At 37.4% G+C, this 17,504-nt stretch carries 12 protein-coding genes; 9 read left to right on the plus strand and 3 right to left on the minus strand.

Going from position 1 to position 17,504, the window contains the following annotated elements; translation table 11 throughout:
* Positions 1 to 17: 17 nt before the first annotated feature.
* The 6 genes from B0I10_RS14765 to B0I10_RS14790 all read left to right on the plus strand — a co-directional run bounded on the left by B0I10_RS14765 (position 18) and on the right by B0I10_RS14790 (position 8,207).
* A complete protein-coding gene (locus tag B0I10_RS14765) occupies positions 18 to 1,199 on the plus strand; it encodes a Pycsar system effector family protein (protein WP_112087288.1) in 1,182 nt (393 codons plus the stop codon).
* 164 nt (positions 1,200 to 1,363) lie between these two features.
* Entirely contained in the window at positions 1,364 to 1,858 is a 495-nt protein-coding gene (locus tag B0I10_RS14770) for a GbsR/MarR family transcriptional regulator (protein WP_112087289.1), read from the plus strand.
* A 12-nt stretch (positions 1,859 to 1,870) separates the two neighbouring features.
* Positions 1,871 to 2,980: an efflux RND transporter periplasmic adaptor subunit gene (locus B0I10_RS14775; protein WP_112087290.1), complete on the plus strand. Its 1,110-nt coding sequence runs from the start codon at positions 1,871 to 1,873 to the stop codon at positions 2,978 to 2,980.
* 21 nt (positions 2,981 to 3,001) lie between these two features.
* Positions 3,002 to 6,145 carry an efflux RND transporter permease subunit gene (locus B0I10_RS14780; protein ID WP_112087291.1) on the plus strand — a complete coding sequence of 1,048 codons (3,144 nt, stop codon included), beginning with the start codon at positions 3,002 to 3,004 and terminating at the stop codon, positions 6,143 to 6,145.
* 12 nt (positions 6,146 to 6,157) lie between these two features.
* On the plus strand, positions 6,158 to 7,552 hold the full coding sequence (locus tag B0I10_RS14785; protein WP_112087292.1) for an efflux transporter outer membrane subunit: 1,395 nt from the start codon (positions 6,158 to 6,160) through the stop codon (positions 7,550 to 7,552).
* Between the two features lie 52 nt (positions 7,553 to 7,604).
* On the plus strand, positions 7,605 to 8,207 hold the full coding sequence (locus B0I10_RS14790; protein ID WP_112087293.1) for a TetR/AcrR family transcriptional regulator: 603 nt from the start codon (positions 7,605 to 7,607) through the stop codon (positions 8,205 to 8,207).
* A gap of 2 nt (positions 8,208 to 8,209) precedes the next feature.
* Here B0I10_RS14790 and B0I10_RS14795 read toward each other — a convergent pair whose 3' ends face one another.
* Positions 8,210 to 10,573 carry a GAF domain-containing protein gene (locus B0I10_RS14795; protein ID WP_112087294.1) on the minus strand — a complete coding sequence of 788 codons (2,364 nt, stop codon included), beginning with the start codon at positions 10,571 to 10,573 and terminating at the stop codon, positions 8,210 to 8,212.
* 354 nt (positions 10,574 to 10,927) lie between these two features.
* Positions 10,928 to 11,569 carry an SOS response-associated peptidase gene (locus B0I10_RS14800; RefSeq protein WP_112087295.1) on the minus strand — a complete coding sequence of 214 codons (642 nt, stop codon included), beginning with the start codon at positions 11,567 to 11,569 and terminating at the stop codon, positions 10,928 to 10,930.
* Positions 11,570 to 11,958: 389 nt separating this feature from the next.
* Between B0I10_RS14800 and B0I10_RS14805 the strand changes: the two genes are divergently transcribed.
* From B0I10_RS14805 to B0I10_RS14815, 3 genes are all read left to right on the plus strand, one after another.
* Positions 11,959 to 12,837, plus strand: a complete 879-nt coding sequence (locus tag B0I10_RS14805; protein WP_112087296.1) for a helix-turn-helix domain-containing protein — start codon at positions 11,959 to 11,961, stop codon at positions 12,835 to 12,837.
* A 189-nt stretch (positions 12,838 to 13,026) separates the two neighbouring features.
* Positions 13,027 to 14,520, plus strand: a complete 1,494-nt coding sequence (locus B0I10_RS14810) for a MauE/DoxX family redox-associated membrane protein (protein ID WP_112087297.1) — start codon at positions 13,027 to 13,029, stop codon at positions 14,518 to 14,520.
* A gap of 86 nt (positions 14,521 to 14,606) precedes the next feature.
* On the plus strand, positions 14,607 to 14,879 hold the full coding sequence (locus tag B0I10_RS14815) for a DUF6520 family protein (RefSeq protein WP_112087298.1): 273 nt from the start codon (positions 14,607 to 14,609) through the stop codon (positions 14,877 to 14,879).
* 42 nt (positions 14,880 to 14,921) lie between these two features.
* On the opposite strand, the gene B0I10_RS14820 is transcribed toward B0I10_RS14815, so the two are convergent.
* The gene (locus B0I10_RS14820; protein WP_181456969.1) at positions 14,922 to 17,474 is read right to left on the minus strand and encodes a S9 family peptidase; all 2,553 of its coding nucleotides are present in this window, start codon (positions 17,472 to 17,474) and stop codon (positions 14,922 to 14,924) included.
* Between the last annotated feature and the right edge of the window lie 30 nt (positions 17,475 to 17,504).

The raw sequence follows: 17,504 nt of genomic DNA on the forward strand, positions 1-17,504 counted from the left end.
AAAATAAAATTTAGTCTATGAATTTGATCCAGCATGCGGAACAATATGTGTCAACTTTGTTAAAAGAAAAGTTGCCTTCTACTTTTGTTTACCATAATTTTAATCATACAGTTGGTGTTGTTCAGGCGGTTATAAAAATTGCAAAGTATCAACAAGTAAGTGACGAAGATACTGAAAAATTATTAATTGCTGCATGGTTCCATGACACCGGTTATATCCATGGAACTGAAAAACATGAAGCCTCAAGTGTGCAAATTGCTGCTCTTTTTTTGAAGAATCAAAAGTGCGACGAAACGTTTATTTTAGCTGTTTCTAATTTAATTATGGCTACGGTTTTTACGCATCAGCCTCAGAATGAACTAGAACAAATTATTCGTGATGCCGATTATTTTCATTTTGCGAATGATAACTATTTGACGCTTTGCGAATTCTTGCGCGAAGAATGGCAAACTACGTGTAAAAAAAGTTTTTCAGATTTGGAATGGTCGAAGGAAAACTTGTTAATGCTTTCGCAAAAACATCAATTTTATACCCCATTTGCCTTAACTTTTTGGCAACCGGTTAAGGAAAAAAACATTACTAGAATTGAAAAAAGAATCAAAAAACTCATGAATAATGTTGACCAAGATTCTGCTGAAACGGTCAAAAAACCAAAAGAAGAAAAATCGGAACGTGGCATTGACACCATGTTTCGTGTTACATTAAATAATCATACGCGATTGAGTGAAATTGCTGATAGTAAAGCCAATATTTTGCTCTCGGTTAATGCCATCATTATATCGATAAGTTTGTCTACTTTAATACCTAAACTAGACAGTCCCGGCAATGTACATTTGATTATCCCTACTTTTGTTTTGGTCATGTTTAGTGTGGTTACTATTGTTTTTGCTATTCTGTCTACCCGCCCAAAAGTAACTTCGGGTACCTTTACACAAAAAGATGTGGAAGAGCGAAAAGTCAATCTCTTGTTTTTTGGTAATTTTTATAAAATGCCCTACAAAGCCTATGAAGATGCGGTGAATGTAATGATGAAAGACCGCGATTATTTATACAATTCGATGATCAAAGATTTGTATTATTTAGGTTTGGTTTTAGAGCGAAAATACCGTTTACTTCGAATTACGTACAACATTTTTATGGTTGGAATTATTGTTTCGGTGTTGACGTTTGTGATTGCGTTTAAGAATTCAGGAGTTTAATAGCTATTGAAACTTCTTCTGAATCAGAAGAAAAATTAAAATCTTCACCTTATTTTTAAACACAAAAATAAGCCCAATTTACTTTTAACAAAAATTTAAGTTCGGTTGGTTCGGTTGAAAACGAACCAATAGTTATCTTTGTCCCGAATTTAATTTCAAATGACATGGATAATCTAGAAAAAGAAAAGCAAAAACTTATTGAAATGTTCGGGATTCACTTTGAAACCCATCATAATCTACCTCCATTAGCCTCCCGCATTTTCGGAACTTTAATTTTAAACTGCAGAATAAAGGGGCTAACATTTGAAGAATTAGTAGAAATAACAAACGCCAGTAAAAGCTCCGTTTCAACTAATATAAATTTGCTTTTAAAACTGGAAAAAATCAATTATTACACTTTACCCGGCGACAGAAGAAAGCATTTCAGGCCCTCCAATTTATCAGATAGAATTAAAAACCATCTTAAAATTCTTAATTCTGAAGTTCAAATTTGTGACAAAATAAGAGAATTTGACGAACAGTTTAAACTTTCTGCGGATTACGAAAAAGGACAACAAATCTTAGCTGTCTATTTAGAATATGCAAAAGATTTTGAAAAACTTCTTCAAGATGCCATTGCAAAAATTAATGAAATAGAAAATAATAATTCAACCTCTTAATCAATTAAATACATGAAAATCAAGTCTATTTTGACCTTAGTCATAACCGCAATTATAATGATATCCTGCGGAAAAGAAGCACCTCAACCACAAGCGATAGGACCTATGCCATTTGCTGTTCAAAAAATAAAGAAAGAAAACACAACTGTATATCAAGAGTTTTCTGCCAATATTGAAGGGCAACAAAATGTAGAAATCCGACCAAAAGTAAACGGATTTATTCAAAAAATCTATGTTGATGAAGGTCAACTTGTAAAAAAAGGACAGTTACTATTTAAGTTAGAAACACAAACGTTAAACCAAGATGCATCAGCTGCCAAAGCGAGAGTAAGAGCCGCTCAAGTTGAGGTTGATCGTATGGTTCCGTTGGTAGAACGCAACATCATCAGCAACGTACAATTAGAAACGGCCAAAGCTAATTTAGCCCAAGCTCAAAGTAATTACAGCAGCATTGCAGCCAATATCAATTTCGGAACGATAACAAGTCCGGTTGAAGGAGTTGTTGGAAGTCTACCTTATAAAGAAGGAAGCTTAGTCAGTTCAACCAATCCTGAACCGCTTACTATCATTTCCGATGCCAGAAATGTGCGAGCTTATTTTTCGATGAATGAAAAACAATTGTTGCAGTTCAATCGTACTTTTAGCGGACAAACAATGGCGGATAAAATCAAATCATTGCCGGAAGTAAATTTAATTTTGGCCGATAATTCGCCGTACGAAATCAAAGGAAAAATTGAAACAATCAATGGTTTGGTAAACGGAAGAACCGGAAGCATTCAATTACGTGCCGAATTTAAAAACCCTAATGGAATTTTACGTAGCGGAAGCAGCGGAAAGATTCAATTGCCTACCGAACAAAAAGACATCGTATTAATTCCGCAAATTGCTGTTTCAGAAATGCAAGGAAAACAATTGGTTTTTGTGGTTGATAAATCAAATAAAGTATCTACGAAAGTAATTCAAACCAGAGGAACTTCTGAACTTAATTATATTGTGTCAGAAGGTTTAAACGAAGGAGATTTGGTTGTGGTAGAAGGTGTTTCAAAACTACGTGACGGCATGGAAATCATACCAAACGACGGATCTAAAAAAACAGCTCAAACCGCGACTTCACCAAAATAATAACACTCAAACTTAGTCAATATGTTAAAAGTATTTATTGAAAGACCCGTTCTTTCAACAGTAATCTCTATTCTCATAACGATCCTGGGAATATTGGGTTTGATGTCGTTGCCCATCGAACAATATCCTGAAATTGCTCCGCCAACTGTGCAAGTAAACGCCACGTATACAGGAGCAAATGCAGAAACAGTTTTAAATAGTGTAGTCATTCCGCTTGAAGAAGAAATCAATGGTGTGGAAGGAATGACCTACATCACTTCGTCTGCCAGTAACGATGGTGCTGCCAAAATCAATGTGTTTTTTGAGTTAGGTGTCGATGCAGATATTGCCGCAGTAAACGTGCAAAACCGTGTAGCAAGAGCAACCAGCAAATTACCTGAAGCTGTTATTCAAACCGGGGTTACAACGTTAAAAAGTCAAACGAGTGCATTGATGTTCCTTTCCATGTTTTCGGATAATCCGGAATATGATGAGGTTTTTGTACAGAATTATGCTAAAATAAATTTAGTACCAAAACTTCAACGTGTAAAAGGAGTTGGACAAGTAAACGTTTTTGGAGCTAAAGATTATTCGATGCGAATTTGGATTGACCCGGCAAAAATGGCGGCATTCAAAGTCGTTCCGTCTGACATTCAAGCAGCATTGAGAGAACAAAATCTAGAAGCTGCTCCCGGAAAATTTGGTGAAAATGCTGATGGAGTTTATGAATATGTGATCAAATACAAAGGTCGTTTAGCTGAAATTTCAGAATATGAAAACATCATTATTAAATCCATCGGAAACGGAAATTTCCTTCGATTAAAAGATGTTGCATCAGTTGAATTAGGCGGGTTTAATTACGGAACCAATAATATGGGAATGGGAAAACCGGGTGTTGCTGTTGGTATTTTCCAAACATCTGGTTCTAATGCTCAAGAAATTATTGAAGAAGTAATGACCATTTTGGAAGATGCCAAAGCCGATTTTCCAAAAGGTGTGGACTACGTTGTGCCTTATAACACTAAAAAATTCCTTGATGCATCCATTTCAAAAGTAATTATAACATTAATCGAAGCATTTATTTTGGTATTTATTGTGGTATTCTTGTTTTTGCAAGATTTCCGTTCCACCTTAATTCCTGCAATAGCTGTTCCGGTTGCCATTGTAGGAACATTTTTCTTCCTTCAATTGTTTGGATATTCCATTAATATGTTAACGCTTTTTGCGATGATTCTCGCCATCGGAATTGTCGTCGATGATGCCATTGTCGTCGTCGAGGCCGTTCATGCCAAATTAGATGAAGGAGTCAAATCTGCTAAAGAAGCCACGGTTTCTGCGATGAGCGAAATTACAGGAGCAATTATTTCCATCACATTAGTAATGTCGGCTGTATTCGTGCCGGTGTCTTTCATCAAAGGATCGTCGGGCGTTTTCTATCAACAATTTGCGATTACGTTAGCGATTGCGATTTTAATTTCTGCTGTAAATGCGTTGACTTTAAGTCCTGCTCTTTGTGCCTTATTATTAAAACCGCACGAAGGTTCAGAACAGCATAAAAAAGGATTTAAAGATCGATTTTTTACTGCTTTCAACACAGGTTTTGAATCGATGACGAACAAATATGTCAATTCAATCGGCTTTTTATTAAAAAGAAAATGGATTGCAGTAGTAGGATTAATTGTGGCTTCCGGAATTGCCTTGTTACTTTTCAAATCTACGCCTTCAGGATTTATTCCAACCGAAGACCGTGGTTTAATTATGGCAGACATTACGTTACCACCCGGAGCAACGTTGGAACAAACGCAAAAAATCGTCTATGAATATGATTCAATCCTTGCTTCAATGGATATTGTTGAAGCAAGAATGAATGTTGTCGGTTTCAGTTTATTGAATAATGTAAACGGAGGTTCGTATGCTTTCTCAGTTATTCAATTAAAAGATTGGAGCGAGCGAAAAGAAGACAATCAATCAGTTGATGCGGTTGTGGGCGAACTTTTCGGAAGAACCGCAGGAATTAAAGATGCAAGATTATTATTTTTCACACCACCAAGTGTGCAAGGTTTTGGAAATGCCGACGGATTTGAATTAAAACTGCAAGATAAAGGCGATGATGATTGGATGAAAATAAGCCAAGTTTCAGGTGAATTTTTACAAGCGTTGAATGCTCGTCCGGAAATTCAATATGCGATGACGAGTTTTAATCCTTCTTTCCCTCAATATCAAATGGATGTAAATGTTGAAAAAACGAAAGAAGCCGGAATATCAATAAATCAAATTTTCAACACGTTACAAGGTTATTATGGAGGATTATACACAACCGATTTTAACCGTTTTGGAAAACAATACCGTGTGATGATTCAGGCAAAACCGGAAGACCGAGCCACTCCCGAATCGTTAGATAATATTTTCATCCGAAATGCGCAAGACGAAACGGTTTCCATCAGCGAATTTGTGAATTTAAAACGCGTTTACGGACCGGAATCAGTTGCTAGATATAATTTATTGAAATCAATTAGTGTCACCGGAAAAGCAAACCCAGGTTTTAGTTCGGGTGATGCAATTAAAGCTGTGGAAGAAGTGGCCGCTCAACATTTACCGAAAACCTACGAATATGAATTTTCAGGAATGACGCGTGAAGAAATCATCGCTAGCGGACAAGCAGCAGGGGTATTTTTACTGAGTTTGATATTCGTCTATTTCCTTTTGGCAGGTCAATATGAAAGTTATGTATTACCACTTTCAGTCATTTTATCGCTGCCTGTCGGAATTGCGGGAGCGATTGGTTTTGTGAATTTATTTGGATTAGAAAACAACATCTATTTTCAAGTAGCTTTAATTATGTTAATCGGATTGTTAGCTAAAAATGCCATTTTGATAGTCGAATTTGCCATCCAGCGACGACGACACGGCATGGGATTATTTGAGTCAGCGATTGATGGAGCAAAAGCTCGTTTACGACCTATTTTGATGACTTCGTTCGCGTTTATTCTCGGCTTACTTCCGTTGGCATTTGCTTCGGGTGTTGGTGCTGTTGGAAACCGTTCGATTGGAATGGGAGCTGTTGGCGGAATGTTAGTAGGAACACTTTTGGGTGTATTTGTTATTCCCGTATTGTTCGTTATTTTCCAAGGATTACAAGAACGTATTAGTGGAAAGGCAAAAGAAACTGATCCAGAAATTTTATAATAAAAAAATAAGATGAACTATCTAAAAATATCAAAAATAACGGTTGTCATTGCAGGAAGTTTACTAATGCAATCTTGTTTTGTGGCGAAAGATTACAAGAGTCCAAACATAGTTACCGAAAACTTATACCGAACTGAACAAGCCAAAGACAGCGTTTCGTTGGCAACCGTTTCGTGGGAACAATTGTTTACCGATCCAATTTTGCAAAAACACATCAGAACCGGATTACAAAACAATTATGATTTGAAAATCGGATTGCAAAATTTGGCCGCAGCAGAAGCCAATATGAAACAAGGAAAAGCAGGTTATTTACCCACTTTTTCTGCCAATGCAAGTTGGACACATCAAGAATTGGCCAAAAACAGTCAGTTTGGAAGTTTCTTCAACGGAGCTTTAGATCAATATGAACTGTCAGGAAGACTTTCTTGGGAAGCCGATATTTGGGGAAAAATCAGAAGTAACAAAAGAGCTTTTGCCGCCAGTTATTTGCAAACCGTTGCCGCTCAACAAGCGATTCAAACGCAATTGATTTCCAGTATTTCGGCTACCTATTTTCAATTGTTGGCGTTGGATGCTCAAATAAAAGTGGCCGAAAAAACAGTGGAAAATAGAACCCAAAGTGTTGAAACCATCATTGCTTTAAAAGATGCAGGAAGTGTAAATGCCGTTGCCGTTAAACAAACAGAAGCTCAGTTATACGGAACTCAAGTGATTTTGGAAGATTTAAAATACAACGTAAAAGTGTTAGAAAACACGTTAAGTATTTTGCTCGGACAAGCTCCCGGAACCATCGAAAGAGGTTTATTTGAAAACCAAAATATGACAACTGATGTTAAAGTTGGAATTCCTGCTTTATTATTAAGTAAAAGACCCGACGTAATTTCAGCTGAAATGAATTTTAGAAATGCATTTGAAATGACCAATGTGGCCCGAAGCAATTTCTATCCATCCTTAACCGTAACGGCCAACGGAGGTTTTCAAAGTTTGGAGTTAAAAGATTGGTTTAGTGCCAACTCGCTGTTTGCTTCGGTAATAACCGGATTAACACAACCGATTTTTAATCAACGACAAATAAAAACCCGTCACGAAGTAGCCAAAGCCAATCAGGAAAAAGCCTATCTTCAGTTTGAACAAACGCTTTTAACCGCCGGAAAAGAAGTGTCAGATGCGTTGGCTTCCTATGAAAATGAAACCGAGAAATTAGCCATTCGAACCAAACAATTGGAATCGCTTCAAAATGCAGCGGATTATTCGGATGAATTATTACGATACGGAATGGTCAATTATTTGGAAGTTTTAACCGCAAAAGACAACGCCTTAAACACTGAATTAAGTACAATTGACAATCGCTTTCAACAACTGAATGCCGTTATTTCATTGTATCGTGCATTAGGTGGAGGTTATTAATTCACATCAACTGCCTTGAAATTCATCACGGCAGTTTTTTAATTTGATTAGTATGGAATTGAAATCGGAGACTAAAGAAGATTTGTTGCTTCAAAGTTTAACTTACTTTAAAAAATACGGCAGTAAAAATGTGACGATGGATGATTTAGCCTCTGAATTGGCTATTTCAAAAAAAACGATTTACAAATATTTTAGTAGCAAAGAAGAATTAATCAGTGAATGTGTTGACTATTTGTGGATTCATTTTGAACAACAAACCGAAGAAATTAGTAAGTTGAAAATTGATCCGATAGCCAAAGTAATTTTGTTATATGAACTTGGTTTACAAGAATTAAGAAAAACCGATTCTCAATTTTTATATAGTTTGAAACGCTATTACCATCAATCGATGAAAAAGTATGAAGGGTTTCGTAAAAAACTAATTTTTGAAACGTTGTTAGGTTTTTTAACAGAAGCTAAAGCAAAGGGATTCATTCGTTCAGAAGTAAATCTGACGTTATTTTGCGAATTAAATTTACTTGATTTTGACGAAAAATTGTATAAATTTAAACTTTTTGAACGTTTTGAAAATGACGAAATTTTAGAACAATTAATCAAAAATCGTCTTCGCGGAATAGTAAAGGAGGAGCATCAGTATTTGATTGACGAGATTTAAAATTACTTCAACTCATCCAACAATTCTTGATACGAGTATTTTTTTTCTGAAATTTCGGTGTTTAAGACTTTAACACGTAAGGCTTTTAACCCGGAAACGCCTTGCAGGTCTTCTACTTCAAATTGTTCCAAGGTAGGTTCTAAAATCTTTTTAAATTGAAGGTATTTGATGTATTTTAAGTATTCTGCTTCTTCTTGATTTTGCGAATAAACGATCGTGATTTTTTCTTTTTCGGTGATGCGTTTATCGGTTCCTTTGATGTTGGCTTTGTCGATACGTTTTTTTACCACTTCGTAGCGGGCATTGTAGGTGCCATCTACATCAAATCGTTTTTCATCCATTCTAAATCGGATAGAAATGGGCGAACTAAATACCAAAATTAGCGACGTAACATCGAGTGAATAGGGCAGCGTGCTTTTGATTCGATGGTGCTCCAATTCCATTTCGCACAACGTTTGCAATTGCCATAATCGGAGGTTGCTGAGATACATTTTGTCATACGGAATGGTGGGCACAATCGATTCGCCTATGTATAAATTATGCTCTACACCATCGGTTTTAAACCGTTCGTAATAATGTGGATAAATGTGCTGCGCTTCAGCTTGTTTGGCATCTAACACCGAGGCCATTTTTTTATTGATAACTGACAGCGTATGATCAAAATCTTTTCGGGCATGATAGAACATGCCGGTCTTGGAATCAAGACTTTCATAATAGGATTTTACTTTTTGTTCATACCTTTTTTCGTTTTGAATTGAGGCTAAAACCGGATGAATTTCTAGTTCAATAAAACCCTGAATCTGCTGCTCTGTATCTGTTTTTAGAGGAGCATCTAGTTCATTTAGAAGCTCTTGTAGTTCAAATTTTCGTTGTTCAACAATCAATAAATTAGTGTTCGATTTGAGGGTGTCGAAAATTTCAATGATTGTTTTGAGTTGATTTCGTAAGTCGGTTTTAACGGTTTCATTTCGGTGTTCCGATGAACCTTTGATGTCGATTTGTCCGTATAAAGGATAGACATTTTTAAACACAATCTCCTTTAGAATGTAATCTTTGGCAAGGGCGGTATTGGCGAAATAATTTTTGGCTTCTTGTTTAAATTTCCAATAAACACTCGGATGTATGGTGGTGTATTCTTTTTGAATAATGGCTTCCAGTTGATTTTGCATATCGCTAAAACTACGCACAATGGTATCGACCAAAAACGGCATGATTAAATCTAATTTAGTTGCGTTGATCGAGTTGATCGCTCTAATTTTAGAAGAGGCTAATTCGATAATTCCTAATAACTTACCGTCTTTTACAATAGGTGCTAGTAAACAACTTTGAATGTTTTGTTGTAAAAGTTGCTTGGCAAACAATTTATTTTCTTCAATTTTACCAAATTCATTTACGTCGGGAATGATAAATACATTATGGTTCTCGATTAAAAATTCGTAGGAACAGCCGCAAAGAGCATTTTTGCAATCTGCTTCAGGTTTATCTAACAAAATAAAACTAGTCATATCGCTTTCTTTGAAAGCGGGTTTTTCAAACGAGTCTTGCTCTTCATTATACATAGTGAAACCCATTTTTAACTCAGGAATTTTAAAAACAGACCTAAATATAGAGTAGGCATCTTCGGTGTAATTTGTTTTTTTTAGCTCCGGACTCAGCAAATAGGTTTTTAAATTCGATACGGCATTTTCAACCGTTACATCTACCAACGAAACAATGACAAAACCTTTTAAAATCCAAGAATTTGGGGGGAATTTTTGTTTCCAAAGTTCAAAATTGTCATAATTGTCGATCAGTTCTTCTATTTCTTTTTGCGAAAGGGGGTTGACTTTTTCTGAAGGGAAAATTTCAACAAAATCAGCATTATATAAGATTCTGTAATGCCTAATGATTCCATTTGCATCCGGAATGTCATAAAATAACGGTTTACCAAAATCGATGTTTTGATTGTAATGCGCATTGAGAATTAACGAGCAGTTCATGACATAAAACTGGTGTTCATCAAAATCTCGAATAGACATGTCAAATGTTTGACCGGCATCGTTTAGAATTTTCTTAAATCGCTCCGTATAATTAAAAGTAACGTTTTGAAAGGGAAGGGTAACCGCTTTTATTTCATTATGCGTTAATGCAGTAGGAAATAAATCGGCTAACAGGTGATTGATCAGTTGCTCATTTTCCAGTATAAAATTAAAATCATCAATGCCGGTAATAAATTCCGGTTTAGATTCGACTTCTTTTAGTAAGGCTTTTGCATAATTTGAACGGTAATCTACCGAGGACAAGGCAATTTCTTCCAAAATAGTGATGACTTTATGGAAGGAAATAAATGTTGTGAAAGGACTTTCAGTAAAGTAATTGTTTTCCATATAAAAAACTATAAAGCAAAAGTACTACATATTCTGAACATTGTATTTATTGCTGCTGTTTTTGATGTTTTTTTAACAGACAGAAAGGAATAGCGTTTTTCAAAAAATAGCTTCCAGCGTTCAATCACTGCCAATTGTTACATGCTGCGAGACCGGCACCAAAATGCATCCATTATGTTTCAGCAGAAGTAACCGGTTTGGGAGAAAAGTGACGATGAGCTATTGGAGCAATAAGACAATTTGACACGGGGAAATAAAATGAAGAAAAAAACCCACAACACAACAGACAACAGACAACAGACAACAGACAACCGACAACCCGCACCCCACAAAACATATAATTTCACCAAACCCCTACCACAACGTAAGTGCCTCCCCATCCGCTTTTTTAGCGACCAACGCTACTTCATACGGAAACGCAAATTCATGAACAGGAGCATGCGACAACCACCGATTTTCATCTTCGGGTTGAAGGATAACCGGCATGCGTTTTTTGATATTGTGAATGTCAGCCATCAAAGCATTCGCCTCCGTAGTTACGATCGTGTAGGTTTGCCGAATCAAACCGGTGGAGGTATCTTCCCACATCGAATAAAGTCCGGCAAAAGCAAACAAGGCTTCATTGGCGAGACCGATTTGATATTTCACTTTATTTTTCCCTTTTGTATCCAACCATTGCCACTCATAAAATCCGTTGGCAATAACCAAACACCGTTGCTGAATCACCGCCCGATAAGCAGGCTTCTCCTCCAACGTTTCAATTCTGGCATTTAACGTCACCGACCGTATCGTTTCATCTTTTGCCCAATGCGGAAGTAGACCCCAGTTGTAATGCTGAATCAATTCCGGTCGCTCATCCGTAATAACAGGTGTTTTTGGATGCTCAAACCCATTCACCACCGCAGAAGGTTGAAACAAAGACGGCTCCGCCAATTTAGCCTTAAACCGACTTTGTACTTCTAGTGCAAATTTAGTTTGGATGGTGTAGTAGCACATGGTCGTTAATTTTAAAATTTTATTTTTTCAACAGTTTATTAAACACTCCTAAATGAAATGACACAGTTTATTGAGCATACTCAATGAGTATTACAAATTTACTTTTATTTTACCCATACAATCCCCCCACCAAAATAAAATCACTAAAAAACCCCCATAAACTAAAACCTACAGACAACCAACAACAGACAACAGACAACAGACAACAGACAACAGAAAACAGAAAACAGACAACAGACAACAGACAACAGACAACCACCCCCCCCAAATTCCCGAATTCCACACCACAACATTAGCAAATTAAATCCTTACCATTTAATTTTACTCAACCAACTCCCCTTCCAACCCCATTTTTTCTCCGTAAATCAAAACTACTACACACCTAAAACATGGATAAAAAACAAAACCATAGCAACATCATCTTCCACATTCTCTTCCAACTCGCCACAGGCAAAACAGATTGGAACTACGAAACCTTTCCCCAAAACAAAGAATGGCAAAAAATCAAAAGCCTACTGATTGAGGTAACAAAGCAACTAGAACAAATCATCAGCCAATCAGAAGTCCATTCACCCTACTACAATTATCAAAACGGATTCCATTTCGCACTCCTACTCACACCCAATTTCACCATCATGGAATACAACCACAAACTGCCGAATGAACTGGGTTATAAACCAAAAGAAGTACAAAACAATAAATTAGCAGACCTACTGCACAACAACCAAACCTTACCCATTCCCACAATCAAAAAAATACTGAAGCAAAAAAAAGAACTTCAACTGCTACTCACATTTCGCACCAAACAACAAAAAGTAATCACGGCAAATTGTACACTTATCCTACTTCCCGGTTCAGCAACCATACTCCTCATCGCCATCAAAACCATCCAAAAAGAAATATGGGACATCCTCCAACTCGATCAAAACGCTAACCGCACCGATGCAGAGATCATACAAATACAAAAAGTAAGTCAATTCATCCTCTCCCAACTGCACCTCCCCCTACCCACCACCAGAGAAATAGCCACACAATTCCAAACCAACGAGTTCACACTCAAAAAACTGTTCAGAGACCACTTGCACACAAGCATCTACCAATTCTATAACCACGAACGACTCAAAAATGCCCATGAGCTAATCCAACAAACCAACCTCTCCTTAGTAGAAATCGCACTCCATTGCGGTTTCAATGACTACCATAGCTTTGCAACTGCATTCAAAAAGAAATACCACTACCCACCAAGCCAAGTCAAAAGACCGGAATAAAACTTCTTCCTGATTTATATAGCTAAATTCCTGATTTACAAAGTAAAAGAAAAAAGATAATCGCAATTTTATCCTAGTAAAGAAACAAAGTTTCGCATCGCTATGCATTTCTTTATCAAAGTGCAACAACTTCTTTACCAAGGTAAACAAGGGCACGATGTGGTTTAAAAAATCGTTAATAATCAACCAATGAAAATCAACACCACCATACAAAAAAACCTAGTCATTATTATTTGCTACGCCTATATCCTCCTATTCATCTACGCCGCCGTCAGCAAATTCATCGACTTTCCTAACTTTAAAGTACAGCTAGGGCAATCACCGCTATTGGGAGTCTATGCGGAATTCATCGTTTGGAGCATTCCCCTTTCAGAAATAATCATAGCGGTAGCACTGTCCTTTAAAAGTTGCCGAAGAATAGCACTATGGGCTGCCTTTACACTCATGGTCATGTTCACCGCCTACATCTACATCATCTTAAACTTCAGTTCCTTCATACCCTGCTCCTGCGGAGGTGTGCTTGAAAAAATGAGTTGGAACCAACACTTGATTTTTAATATCGTCTTTGTTCTAATAGCTCTGATGGCTATTTTTATAGAAAGTAAAAAGCAACAAGAACCAAAAAAAACAATCCTACTGGTCACACTGCTGACTTTGGTTGCAGTCACTGCAGTCATCGTGTTATTCCAATTATCCGAAAAGAAAATACACCACAACAATGCATTCACCCGCCGCATTCCACATAGCCCGGTTAAAATGCTAAAAGGAATTTCACTCGAATACAATTCATTCTACTTGGCAGGTTACAACAAGGGCAAAATTTATCTTGGCAACAATTCCGCTCCAAAATACATCATGGAAATAGATACTAGCTTTACGATTCAAAACGCTTACCGCCTCAACCAAGACAACCACAACTTCAACTTTGCCACCGCACAAGTAAGGGTAAAAGACGACTTTTATTATTTTGCAGACGGAACCATCCCGGTCATCTACCGTGGCTCAACCCAAGACTGGAAAGGCAAACCCATCTACAAAGGCAATACCAAATTTTCAACCTATGAAGTAATCGACAGCACTAACTTTACAGTCCGTGCTCTTCACCCCAAAACCGGTGAAAATTACCTTACCCTCATTGATATACAGAATAAAAATGTAGCTCAAAAACACACGGACATTCTTAAAAAACAAATCGATGGGGTGTTTGACACCGATGGACTACTAAGCTATAACGCAAAACTCAGAACCACCCTCTACACCTATTATTACAGAAATCAATACCTCCTAGCCACACCAACCTTAGACAGCATCGTAACAGGAAAAACCATCGATACGCTTCAACAAGTAGATTTAAAATTTGCTTACCTCAACAACTGGAGAGAAAAGAAATTCGCCACACAGCCCGAAAAAATTAACACCTACGCCACCACCGATGGAAACTATCTCTACATCAAATCAAAACGATTAGGGAAGTATGATAGTCCGGAAATGCTTAAAGAAGCATCCATCATTGACGTGTATCAAGTAAACAATAACAGTTATCAATTTAGTTTCTACTTCTACAACTACAAAGGAGAAGAAATCAAAAGTTTCAAAGTATACGACGATATACTACTAGGATTAACCAAGAATCACTTGGTAATAGGACGTTTTAGAAAAGAGCGGTTTAACCCACTACAATAAAAACAATACGGATATCGGCCGATACCGCAGGGGAAGATCGAAAACCTGTACAAAAGAGTAGATCATCACTTTTAATTTTTTTTAATATGAAAACGATTAATTTTAAATCAATTTTGCCATTGCTACTAATGATTGTAGCAATCACCAGTGCTTTTGCTTTCCAAAATGAAAGCAAAAAATCCACAGCAGTAGTAACCGGTTGGGTAGACCATCCTGCTCCGTGTTCAATCGCTGTAGAATGTGAAAATGAGGGTACGGAAATCTGTACAGCCATGTATCAAGGTCAAGAACGAATCGTAAGAGGGAAAGAAAGCCCGAATGACCTAACTTGTTCTAAAACATTATTTAGATTGAATTAGAACAAATAGCAGAAAAGGTGTCCAACTTGTTGGACACCTTTTTTATTCCACCCATTCAGGTTTAGGTTCTCCTTTTAAATAATGATTATACCATTCCAAAGTTTTGATACTTAAATCATATTGATGCTGTCGCTCTTCTAAAACATGACCTTCTTTTGGATACAAGAGTAATGTGCTCGGTTTTCCCAATCGCCACAAAGCAAACTGCATGGCAACACTATTACGCCAATTAACACGTAAATCTTCTGTCCCCGACCATAAAAGCATGGGCGTACTAATTTGATATGCTTTTAAAACGGGTGAATTAGTCAAGAATTCAGTAGAGTAATAGGGAGCAGTAATACGCAGTTGCTGGGTGTCAAATCGCCAAATATTCGATTCACCATAGTCATCCGTGCTTAAATAGGTGCCAACTAAATCATGCCAACCCGAACCGGAGACAATTGTTTTAAACCGATGGCTCTCCGTGGCGATGTAACTCACTTCAAAACCGGCAAACGAATGACCAAACAAACCAATATTTTTAGCATCAATAGAGGCACTACCAACTGCTTTTTCAACGGCGGCCAACACGCATTCCAATGCAGATTCACCCGGTTTGTTGACTGTATAAGCAATATCAGGCAATAAAACAAAATAGCCCGCTTGTGTATAATTGGTTACATTAAACCCAATAGTGCTATACGAGCTCGGTTTTACATATTTCCGCAGTAAAAACGACATGCGTTCATAAATTTTTACAACCATCGGATATTCTTTCTCAGGATTATAATTGGCCGGATAAAAGAGAGCTCCTTTGAGCGTTGCTTCATTCGCCGTGTAATGAATTAATGCTGATTTTCCCCAATGATACTCTTTTTGATGTGCATTAGACCGTTGCACCACATTTCCGTAGGGCCGATTAGCTTTGTGAACAACGAGCTCGGGCGACTTATCAAAATCACTTAGATTATAAACAAAAGTGTCTCCTGCCTGTTGGAATGAATCAATTTTATCTTCAACAGTTACAATAGTTTGCAGGCCTTTGTGCGCTTGGTAAACACTAATTCCCTCCGCCAAAGTTTGACGATTGACCTCCTTCAAAATAATGCCCTGCTCAAGATTGTACGCTTGGGCTTGATACTGGAACAAATTCTCACGTACGGACATTGTCAAACGGTCGTCAAACAATCTAAACTGACCTTGTGTACGAAAGCCATTTGTAAGACGCTTTCTACTCTTACCATCGGGTGAAAATAGCCACACATCATAAAAATCAGTGAGCAAAATAGCTTTGTCGTCAATGGTCCAATGGGGTTTGTCATTGGGCAAAAAAGAGCCCGGGCGATCATAGTCTAAATCGTTAAAGTTAGTGTTAGTAAAACAAGTCAAACAACGACTTTTATCAAACAAAACATCATAAATCCACCAATTTTTATCAGCAAACCAAGTGATATAATTGCCTTGCGGAGAAATGTGAATATGATTTTTTTCGTTATTGATTTTCTGTACAATTAATTTTTTTCCTCCCGTTTTTAAATCCTGCAAATACACATCAACATAAATACCTTGATGTTCAAAATGGGGTAAATAGGCAGCCTTGTCTATAACCAACGCATGCTTTCCGCTAGTGGCAGGAACAACAAGGGGGTGCTCTTCATCATTAACCAAAACAAAGGTGTTGGGTCTAAGATGCCAACACATCAAATAGCGTGATATCATTTTTTCCGCTTTGGGAGGAGGTAAAACTTTTGCTTGAGAAGACCAAACTAACACACCGTTAGGCGGTACAGCGTTGTCACGGCGATCCATCACATCAAAAAACAACTGTCCATCATCCGTCGAAAAAAATAAACGAGACTGTGGAACCTGAAAATCGCTCGGTAGTCGTTCAGAACTTTGTTGTAGAATAATCTTTGGTACACGCTGACGCTTAAACGTAAGATAATGCACGACATGTGATGCCTCACTTTCGTTTGCTGGAGAAACCGATTCAAAAAAAGCAAGGCCATTTCCTCGCGTATTCCATGCCAGACCGGAAATAATGCCATCAAAATCAGCGATTTTATTGACATGGATAGCTTCCGAAAAATGCAGAAGGCTAAGCAACATTCGATTTTCGCTGCGTTGCACCAACGCTAGTTGTGAACGATCTAGCGAAAGCAAACAGGATGCAACCGATGCAATAACTTGGAGTTTGGCAGTTGCCAAATGAATGAAAACAAGTTCTTTTTCTTTTTTTCGCTCACCAATCAAATGCGTTCCTCCCTTCGAAAAAAAGAAACCATCGATTCCGGCAAGAGAGTCCTTTGATCCGGTTACTAGCGATTGGTAATAAAGTTGATTTTTTTTCATAAAAACAAACCAATCAGATCGAGGCGAAAACTGCCCCTTTGCTCCACCCAACTCAATTTGCTTCCAAGAACCATTAACTTTTCGAACCACCAAAGTATCTTCTCCTTTTGGATTTTCAACAATATAATGTAACCATTGACCATCAGAAGACAAAGTAGTGTGATGAAAGCCATACCACCGGTCATAATCGGCCGGTGATAAGGTTTTCTTCTCTTGAGCAGATGCATCGAGTCCAACAAAGAGTAATACCAGAAGCTGCATAAAAAATGGTGAAAAACAAACAGTTGTTGA

It is taken from the genome of Flavobacterium lacus, assembly GCF_003268815.1.
Taxonomy (GTDB): Bacteria; Bacteroidota; Bacteroidia; order Flavobacteriales; family Flavobacteriaceae; genus Flavobacterium; species Flavobacterium lacus.

Bases quoted from the DNA above. Each gene is read 5' to 3' on its own strand.
- B0I10_RS14765 (WP_112087288.1), top strand. From the start codon at position 18: ATGAATTTGATCCAGCATGCGGAACAATATGTGTCAACTTTGTTAAAA.
- B0I10_RS14770 (WP_112087289.1), top strand. From the start codon at position 1,364: ATGGATAATCTAGAAAAAGAAAAGCAAAAACTTATTGAAATGTTCGGG.
- B0I10_RS14775 (WP_112087290.1), top strand. From the start codon at position 1,871: ATGAAAATCAAGTCTATTTTGACCTTAGTCATAACCGCAATTATAATG.
- B0I10_RS14780 (WP_112087291.1), top strand. From the start codon at position 3,002: ATGTTAAAAGTATTTATTGAAAGACCCGTTCTTTCAACAGTAATCTCT.
- B0I10_RS14785 (WP_112087292.1), top strand. From the start codon at position 6,158: ATGAACTATCTAAAAATATCAAAAATAACGGTTGTCATTGCAGGAAGT.
- B0I10_RS14790 (WP_112087293.1), top strand. From the start codon at position 7,605: ATGGAATTGAAATCGGAGACTAAAGAAGATTTGTTGCTTCAAAGTTTA.
- B0I10_RS14795 (WP_112087294.1), bottom strand. From the start codon at position 10,573: ATGGAAAACAATTACTTTACTGAAAGTCCTTTCACAACATTTATTTCC.
- B0I10_RS14800 (WP_112087295.1), bottom strand. From the start codon at position 11,569: ATGTGCTACTACACCATCCAAACTAAATTTGCACTAGAAGTACAAAGT.
- B0I10_RS14805 (WP_112087296.1), top strand. From the start codon at position 11,959: ATGGATAAAAAACAAAACCATAGCAACATCATCTTCCACATTCTCTTC.
- B0I10_RS14810 (WP_112087297.1), top strand. From the start codon at position 13,027: ATGAAAATCAACACCACCATACAAAAAAACCTAGTCATTATTATTTGC.
- B0I10_RS14815 (WP_112087298.1), top strand. From the start codon at position 14,607: ATGAAAACGATTAATTTTAAATCAATTTTGCCATTGCTACTAATGATT.
- B0I10_RS14820 (WP_181456969.1), bottom strand. From the start codon at position 17,474: ATGCAGCTTCTGGTATTACTCTTTGTTGGACTCGATGCATCTGCTCAA.